Here is an 8249-nt window from a genome sequence, read left to right as displayed (position 1 = left end):
CGTTGGCGCTGGGCACGCTGCCGGCCGGACCGGGCACGGTGCCCTGGGTCTGGGTGGCCACCGGGGTGGTCGGAGCCGGCGCGGCCTTGTCGCGGCCCCACTCCATCCACAGCAGAACGGCCACCATCAGCCAGGCAACAATCAGGAAAACGCGGGTCTGGTTCATCAGCGTGGAGGCTCTGCTGGACCGGCATCAGGTGCCGGTTCGGACAAGGAAGGGGCAATGCCCCCGGGCGGCGGCATTGTGCCGTCCGCGCCCGGCATCGGCAATGCGCCAAGGCGGCGCAGCAGGCGTTCAAAGGCCTGGCGGAGGGTAGCGTTGCTGGCCGTACGGGCGGCGGCGCGCGCCACGACGACGTAGTCGCCGGATTTCAGGCACGGGCGCAGGTGGCGTGTGGCATCGCGCAGCACACGCTTGATCCGGTTGCGACCCACGGCATGGGGGTCGACTTTGCGCGACACCGCCAGACCCAGCCGGGCGGGCTTGTCGCCTTGGCACCAGTGGAGGGTCATGAGGGGGTCGGACACACGGCGGGCGCCGTTGAAAACCGTTGTATATTCGGCACGCGTACGAACCCGCGCAGAGCGAGGAAATCGCTTGCGCGGGTCGGAACTGCTCACAGTCAGGATTGCGTCTGCCGCAGAGTGCGGCATTGCAATCAAGCGCTCAGGACTTTGCGGCCCTTGGCGCGGCGACGCGACAGAATCTTGCGGCCGTCAGCGGTCTTCATACGGGCACGGAAGCCATGGTCGCGCTTACGCTTGAGGTTGCTGGGTTGGAAAGTGCGCTTGGTGGCCATGCTGGGCCTCTGTAAGAAGGGGACGGAAAGAACCGGAAATTCTATAGACCTGGTTGGGGTCGCGTCAAGTCCATGTCACTACGGGATTTCACCGGCCTGTGCAATAGCTGTGGATGTTTTTGTGAATAAGTGTGGGACAAGCATTCCCGGACCTGCCCGTCAGTGGTAGTCTGCGCCATCCATTTCTTCCCCTTCCGGCCTGTGGCGCGGCGGCTTCGTGCGCCCATCCACAGGCCCCAGACGAAAATTGCCGATGGATGCGTGGTCCAAATCTCTCGAACGTCTAGAAGCGGAGTTTCCGCCTGAAGATGTTCACACCTGGTTGAAGCCGCTGCAGGCAGACGTGCGCCCGGACAGCCTGGTGCTGTACGCGCCGAACCAGTTCATCGTCGACCAGGTGCGGGAGCTGTATCTGGCCCGGATCCGCGAACTGATGGACCATTTCGCCGGTTACCGCGAGGTATTTCTTGAAATCGGCTCGCGTCCGCGCCCGGTAGAGGCGCAGATTGCGCCGGTTGCGACGCCCGCAGCCCAGGCAGCGGCCGAACCGATGGTGCCGTTTGCCGGCAACCTTGATTCGCACTACACCTTCGCCAACTTCGTCGAAGGCCGCAGCAACCAGCTGGGTCTGGCTGCCGCGTTCCAGGCGGCGCAGAAGCCGGGCGACCGCGCGCACAACCCGCTGCTGCTGTACGGGGGCACCGGCCTGGGCAAGACCCACCTGATGTTCGCCGCCGGCAATGCCATGCGCCAGGCCAACCCGGGCGCCAAGGTGCTGTACCTGCGTTCGGAGCAGTTCTTCAGCGCCATGATCCGGGCGCTGCAGGAAAAGACCATGGACCAGTTCAAGCGCCAGTTCCAGCAGGTGGACGCGCTGCTGATCGATGACATCCAGTTCTTCGCCGGCAAGGACCGCACCCAGGAAGAGTTCTTCCACACCTTCAACGCTCTGTTCGACGGCAAGCAGCAGATCATTCTGACCTGCGACCGTTACCCGCGCGAAGTGGAAGGGCTGGAAGCGCGGCTGAAGTCGCGCCTGGCCTGGGGCCTGTCCGTGGCGATCGAGCCGCCCGACTTCGAGACCCGTGCTGCAATCGTGCTGGCCAAAGCCCGCGAGCGCGGTGCCGAGATTCCCGACGATGTGGCGTTTCTGATTGCCAAGAAGATGCGCTCCAACGTGCGCGACCTGGAAGGTGCGCTCAATACCCTGACCGCCCGCGCCAACTTCACCGGCCGCGCGATCACCACTGACTTCGCCCAGGAAACCCTGCGCGACCTGCTGCGTGCCCAGCAGCAGGCGATCAGCATTCCCAACATCCAGAAAACCGTGGCCGACTACTACGGGCTGCAGATCAAGGATCTGCTGTCCAAGCGCCGGACCCGGTCGCTGGCCCGTCCCCGCCAGGTAGCCATGGCCCTGACCAAGGAGCTGACCGAGCACAGCCTGCCCGAGATTGGCGATGCGTTTGCCGGTCGCGACCACACCACGGTGCTGCATGCCTGCCGGCAGATCCGCACCCTGATGGAGACCGACGGCAAGCTGCGTGAGGACTGGGACAAGCTGATCCGGAAGTTGAGCGAATGATGCAGGAGCCAGATCTTCTCGTCACCGCATAAAACGGTGCAGAATCCGGTAGCAAGCGCGGGACAGCATGTGGATAAAACGGCTGGAAATTTTCAGCGTAAAGTTATCCACAGCATTCCCCACCCCTTGGGGGCTGGTAATACAGAGGGTTTCGAGGCCGTAAAAGCCTTTATTTTCAAAGACTTGACTGTGTTTTCCAGCAAATCTGGCTCTACCAGCACCACCAAGCTTTTGATTTATTCCACATTTTTTTAAAGCATAGGGGCACGGAACCACATGCGTTTCACACTGCATCGCGAAGCCTTTCTCAAGCCGTTGGCACAAGTCGTCAACGTGGTCGAACGCCGCCAGACCCTGCCGGTTCTGGCCAATTTCCTGGTACAGGTGAACAAGGGTCAGCTGTCGCTGACCGGCACCGACCTGGAAGTGGAGATGGTGTCGCGGATCGCGGTTGAAGACGCCGAAGACGGCGAAACCACCATTCCGGCGCGTAAGCTGTTCGAGATCATCCGCGCCCTGCCCGACGGCAGCCGGATCACCGTCTCGCAGAGCGGTGACAAGATCACCGTGCAGGCCGGTCGCAGCCGCTTCACGCTGGCAACGCTGCCCGCCAACGACTTCCCGTCGGTGGACGAAGTGGAGGCCACCGAGCGCGTCGCCATCGGCGAAGCCACCCTGAAGGAACTGATCGAGCGCACCGCGTTCGCCATGGCCCAGCAGGACGTGCGCTACTACCTCAACGGCCTGCTGTTTGACCTGCGCGGTGATGCACTGCGCACCGTCGCCACGGATGGTCACCGCCTGGCGCTGTGCGAAACCGACCTGGAAAAGGCCAGCGGCGCCAAGCGCCAGATCATCGTGCCGCGCAAGGGCGTGACCGAACTGCAGCGTCTGCTGGAAAGCGGTGATCGTGAGATCGAGCTGGAAGTGGGCCGCAGCCACGTGCGCGTGAAGCGCGACGATGTGACGTTTACCTCCAAGCTGATCGACGGCCGCTTCCCGGATTACGAAGCGGTGATTCCGATTGGCGCCGACCGCGAAGTGAAGGTCGACCGTGAAGCTCTGCGCGCCTCGCTGCAGCGTGCTGCGATTCTGTCGAACGAGAAGTACCGTGGCATCCGCGTGGAAGTGTCGCCGGGCAATCTGAAGATCAGCGCGCATAACCCGGAACAGGAAGAAGCCCAGGAAGAGATCGAGGCCGACACCACCGTCAGCGATCTGGCCATTGGCTTCAACGTGAACTACCTGCTGGACGCCCTGTCGGCGCTGCGCGACGAGCACGTGGTCATCCAGCTGCGCGATTCGAACTCCTCGGCGCTGGTGCGTGAAGCCAGCAGCGAGAAGTCGCGCCACGTTGTGATGCCGCTGCGTCTCTGACCTGCGTCATGCCAGGTTCCACGTGGAACCAAGCGAAGCGAAATCAGAAACCCGGCTCAACGCCGGGTTTCTTTTTGCATGTTCCACGTGGAGCATCATTTCAAACTCGCTTGGACACCGCGGAATCGGATACCCGTAGAGCCACGCCCTGCGTGGCTGCTCTTCGCGTGGTCTGTTCCCACTTTGCGATCTTCTACAACCGAGATGGTCGCCCAGCTGCCCGTCCCAAGCTTTAAATCTGTATATAAATCTAAAGCTATGTGGTGATGGTAGAGTCAGATTTGGTTGAAAACTACCTTATCTAATTGAATATGAAGGGAAATATAGGGGTGAAACCCCCTGTAAAAAGGCCCTTGGGGGTGGGGGTGAAGCTGTGGATATGTTTTCTGCCCTGAAATGAGGCCTTTTTTATCCACAACCTGCCCCATGCTTGCGAAGAGCTCATACCGAGGGGCTGTGGACAACCGGCGCCCGCGTGGATCGTGGTGTGGAACCAAGCCCGCAGGGGCTTCCGTAAAACCCGCGAATTCTTTGAAATCTGCTGGGCAGAGACCCAGAGGCTTCTCCAGATTTCAAAGAATTTGAGGCGTCGCGGCCGATAGCAGACGCGCATGGCGCGTTACCACGGGAGTCGGTGGCAATGCAGTAAGCTGGTCGACTGATCCCCTGCACCCTTCGCATGTACATCCGCCGGCTCTCCCTGCACAACGTCCGCCGTTTCGACCACGTGGAACTGGCTCCGCAACCCGGCATCAACCTGATTACCGGCGACAACGGTGCCGGGAAGACCAGCGTGCTGGAGGCTTTGCACCTGATGGCCTATGGCCGCAGCTTCCGCGGCCGCGTCCGCGATGGCCTGGTGCGCCAGGGCCGGGAAGCCGTGGACGTATTTGTCGAGTGGGAGGAGCAGCGATCGGGTGCCGAGCAGGCCACGCGACGCAAGGCCGGGCTGCACCACACCGGCCAGGACTGGAAAGGACGCCTGGACGGCGAGGACGTCGCGCAGCTCGGCAACCTGTGTGCCGCGCTGGCCGTGGTGACCTTCGAGCCCGGCAGCCATGCCCTGGTCAGTGGCGGGGGCGAACCCCGGCGCCGGTTCCTCGATTGGGGATTGTTCCACGTGGAACCAGACTTTCTTGCGCATTGGCGCCGCTACTCCCGGGCACTCAAGCAGCGCAATGCCCTGCTCAAACAGGGGGGCCATGCGCAGGCCCTGGATGCGTGGGACCGCGAGCTCGCTGAGGCCGGTGAGCCTTTGACAGCACGCCGTCAGCAGTACCTGGAGCGTCTGCAGGACCGAACTGTGGAACTGGCACAGCATCTCGCTCCGAATCTGCAGATCCAGTCGCTCACCCTGAGCCCGGGTTGGCGAAAGCACGAACTTCCGCTGGCCGATGCGCTGCTGCTGGCCCGCGATCGCGATCGGCAACAGGGCTACACCTCCGTTGGCCCACATCGCGCCGACTGGAGCGTGGGCTTTGCCGAGATTCCGGGACGTGATGCGCTCTCCCGCGGGCAGGCCAAGCTCACGGCCCTCACCTGCCTGCTGGCACAGGCCGAGGACTATGCCGAGCAGCGCGGCGAATGGCCGGTGATCGCACTGGATGACCTCGCCTCGGAGCTGGATCGTACACATCAGGGCCGGGTACTGGAGCGGCTGCGCACCGGACCGGCGCAGATCTTCATCACCGCCACCGAAACCCCGGCGGCCTTGGCCGACGCCACTCACATCACTCGGTTCCACGTGGAACATGGTCAGCTGAACCCCATATCCGGCGGTGTGCCATAGTGCCAACGGGGGCCACCCTGCCCGGCTGGTATAATTTCCCCCTGCAATCCCTTATTCCTCGGAGCCCCGCCCTGGCGGTGCCCGACCTGCGGAGCCTACGGCAAGCGCAATGACTGACGAACAGAACACCCCGGCAAACAACGGCAATTACGACGCCAACAGCATCACCGCCCTGGAAGGCCTGGAAGCGGTGCGCAAGCGTCCCGGCATGTACATCGGTGACGTGCATGACGGCACCGGTCTGCACCACATGGTGTTCGAGGTGGTCGACAACTCCATCGACGAAGCCCTCGCCGGCCACGCCGACTACGTTGCGGTCACCATCCATGCCGACGGTTCGGTGTCTGTATCCGACAACGGTCGCGGCATTCCCACCGGCAAACACGCGCAGATGAGCGCCAAGCTCGGCCGCGAAGTGTCTGCAGCCGAAGTGGTCATGACCGTGCTGCACGCCGGCGGCAAGTTCGACGACAACAGCTACAAGGTTTCCGGCGGCCTGCACGGCGTGGGCGTCAGCGTGGTCAACGCCCTGTCCGAGAAGCTCACCCTGGACATCTTCCAGGGCGGTTTCCACTACCACCAGGAATACAGCAACGGTGCCGCGGTCAGCCCGCTGGCCCAGGTGGAAGCCAGCAGCAAGCGCGGCACCACCCTGCGCTTCTGGCCGTCGGTGGTCGCGTTCCACGGCAACACCGAGTTCCACTACGACATCCTGGCGCGCCGCCTGCGCGAACTTTCGTTCCTCAACTCCGGGGTCAAGATCGTTCTGCAGGATGAGCGCGGCGAAGGCCGTCGCGATGACTTCCATTACGAAGGCGGCATCCGCAGCTTCGTGGAGCATCTGGCCCAGCTGAAGACCCCGCTGCACCCGAACGTCATTTCGGTCACCGGCGAGCACAACGGCATCACCGTGGAAGTGGCGCTGCAGTGGACCGACTCCTACCAGGAGACGATGTACTGCTTCACCAACAACATTCCGCAGAAGGACGGCGGTACCCACCTTGCCGGCTTCCGTGGCGCGCTCACCCGCGTGCTCAACAACTACATTGAACAGAACGGCATCGCCAAGCAGGCCAAGATCAACCTGACCGGCGACGACATGCGCGAAGGCATGATCGCGGTGCTGTCGGTGAAGGTGCCTGACCCCAGCTTCTCCAGCCAGACCAAGGAAAAGCTGGTCAGCTCGGATGTGCGCCCGGCCGTTGAAAACGCGTTCGGCGCGCGCCTGGAAGAGTTCCTGCAGGAAAACCCGAACGAAGCCAAGGCCATTGCCGGCAAGATCGTCGACGCCGCCCGCGCCCGCGAAGCCGCGCGCAAGGCCCGTGACCTGACCCGCCGCAAGGGCGCGCTGGACATCGCCGGCCTGCCCGGCAAGCTGGCCGACTGCCAGGAAAAAGATCCGGCGCTGTCCGAACTGTTCATCGTCGAGGGTGACTCCGCAGGTGGCTCGGCCAAGCAGGGCCGCAACCGCAAGAACCAGGCGGTGCTGCCGCTGCGCGGCAAGATCCTCAACGTGGAACGCGCCCGCTTCGACCGCATGCTCGCGTCCGATCAGGTGGGCACGCTGATCACCGCGCTGGGTACCGGCATCGGCCGCGACGAGTACAACCCGGACAAGCTGCGTTACCACCGCATCATCATCATGACCGACGCCGACGTCGACGGTGCCCACATCCGCACCCTGCTGCTGACCTTCTTCTACCGGCAGATGCCGGAGCTGATCGAGCGTGGCCACGTCTACATCGGCCTGCCGCCGCTGTACAAGATCAAGCAGGGCAAGCAGGAGCTGTACCTGAAGGACGACCCGGCGCTGGACGCCTATCTGGCCAGCAGTGCAGTGGAAAACGCCGGCCTGATTCCGGCCGAGAACGAACCGGCCATCGAAGGCGTCAACCTCGAAAAGCTGCTGCTCGCCTACGCCTCGGCGCAGGAAGCGATCGACCGCAACGCGCACCGCTATGACCGTCAGGTGCTCGAAGCGCTGGTCGACTTCACCCCGATGGACCTGGAGCACCTGCGCAAGGCTGGCGATGACGAAGGCCTGTCCGCACTGGCCAAGCGTCTCAACCAGGGCAGCCTGGGTGCACCGCGCTTCGTCCTGGAACTGCAGGAACCCACTGAGCAACGTCCGGCCGCCGTGCTGGTCACGCGCCGCCACATGGGCGAGGAACTGATCCAGGTGCTGCCGCTGGCGGCATTTGAAACCGGTGAGCTGCGTGCGCTGCACCAGGCCTCGCTGCTGCTGCATGGTCTGGTGCGTGCCGGTGCCAAGATCAGCCGCGGTGCCAAGTCGGCAGAGATCGAAAGCTTCGCCCAGGCGCGCAACTGGTTGCTTGAAGAAGCCAAGAAGGGCCGCCAGATCCAGCGCTTCAAGGGCCTGGGTGAAATGAATCCGGAGCAGCTGTGGGACACCACCGTGAACCCGGACACCCGCCGCCTGCTGCAGGTGCGCATTGAAGATGCGGTCGCCGCCGACCAGATCTTCAGCACCCTGATGGGCGACGTGGTGGAGCCGCGCCGCGACTTCATCGAAGACAACGCGCTGCGGGTCTCCAACCTGGATATCTGACACAATCGGTCCAATCCGGTCGGTTGCGTGACGCAACCGGCCGGATTTCACCCTTGCTGCCAGGTATTCGATGTCTGCTACTGCCCCGTCGGCGTCCGCGACGCCTCCGCCGCCGCCCGCCCTGCCGGG

Annotated in this window: 7 protein-coding genes; 5 read left to right on the top strand and 2 right to left on the bottom strand. The window is 63.4% G+C overall.

Annotation, left to right across the window (positions count from 1 at the left end; all coding sequences use genetic code 11):
- Positions 1–165: 165 nt before the first annotated feature.
- Positions 166–654: a ribonuclease P protein component gene (gene rnpA / locus RT551_RS20710; RefSeq protein ID WP_313461986.1), complete on the bottom strand. Its 489-nt coding sequence runs from the start codon at positions 652–654 to the stop codon at positions 166–168.
- 5 nt (positions 655–659) lie between these two features.
- The gene (gene rpmH, locus RT551_RS20705; RefSeq protein ID WP_006404565.1) at positions 660–800 is read right to left on the bottom strand and encodes a 50S ribosomal protein L34; all 141 of its coding nucleotides are present in this window, start codon (positions 798–800) and stop codon (positions 660–662) included.
- A 253-nt stretch (positions 801–1053) separates the two neighbouring features.
- On the opposite strand from rpmH, the gene dnaA reads away from it, so the two are divergent.
- The 5 genes from dnaA to gyrB all read left to right on the top strand — a co-directional run bounded on the left by dnaA (position 1054) and on the right by gyrB (position 8120).
- Positions 1054–2385 carry a chromosomal replication initiator protein DnaA gene (gene dnaA / locus RT551_RS20700; RefSeq protein ID WP_313461984.1) on the top strand — a complete coding sequence of 444 codons (1332 nt, stop codon included), beginning with the start codon at positions 1054–1056 and terminating at the stop codon, positions 2383–2385.
- A gap of 36 nt (positions 2386–2421) precedes the next feature.
- Positions 2422–2640 (top strand): hypothetical protein, encoded by a 219-nt coding sequence (locus RT551_RS20695; RefSeq protein WP_313461982.1) that lies wholly within the window; start codon positions 2422–2424, stop codon positions 2638–2640.
- A 21-nt stretch (positions 2641–2661) separates the two neighbouring features.
- On the top strand, positions 2662–3762 hold the full coding sequence (gene dnaN, locus RT551_RS20690) for a DNA polymerase III subunit beta (protein ID WP_313461980.1): 1101 nt from the start codon (positions 2662–2664) through the stop codon (positions 3760–3762).
- Between the two features lie 679 nt (positions 3763–4441).
- On the top strand, positions 4442–5551 hold the full coding sequence (recF, locus tag RT551_RS20685; RefSeq protein WP_313461977.1) for a DNA replication/repair protein RecF: 1110 nt from the start codon (positions 4442–4444) through the stop codon (positions 5549–5551).
- A gap of 109 nt (positions 5552–5660) precedes the next feature.
- Positions 5661–8120, top strand: a complete 2460-nt coding sequence (gene gyrB, locus RT551_RS20680; protein ID WP_313461974.1) for a DNA topoisomerase (ATP-hydrolyzing) subunit B — start codon at positions 5661–5663, stop codon at positions 8118–8120.
- Positions 8121–8249 lie beyond the last annotated feature (129 nt).

The organism is Stenotrophomonas sp. (assembly GCF_032103445.1).
GTDB lineage: Bacteria > Pseudomonadota > Gammaproteobacteria > Xanthomonadales > Xanthomonadaceae > Stenotrophomonas.
Note: the sequence above shows the minus strand (reverse complement) of the source record. Positions and strands in the feature narration are given on the sequence as shown.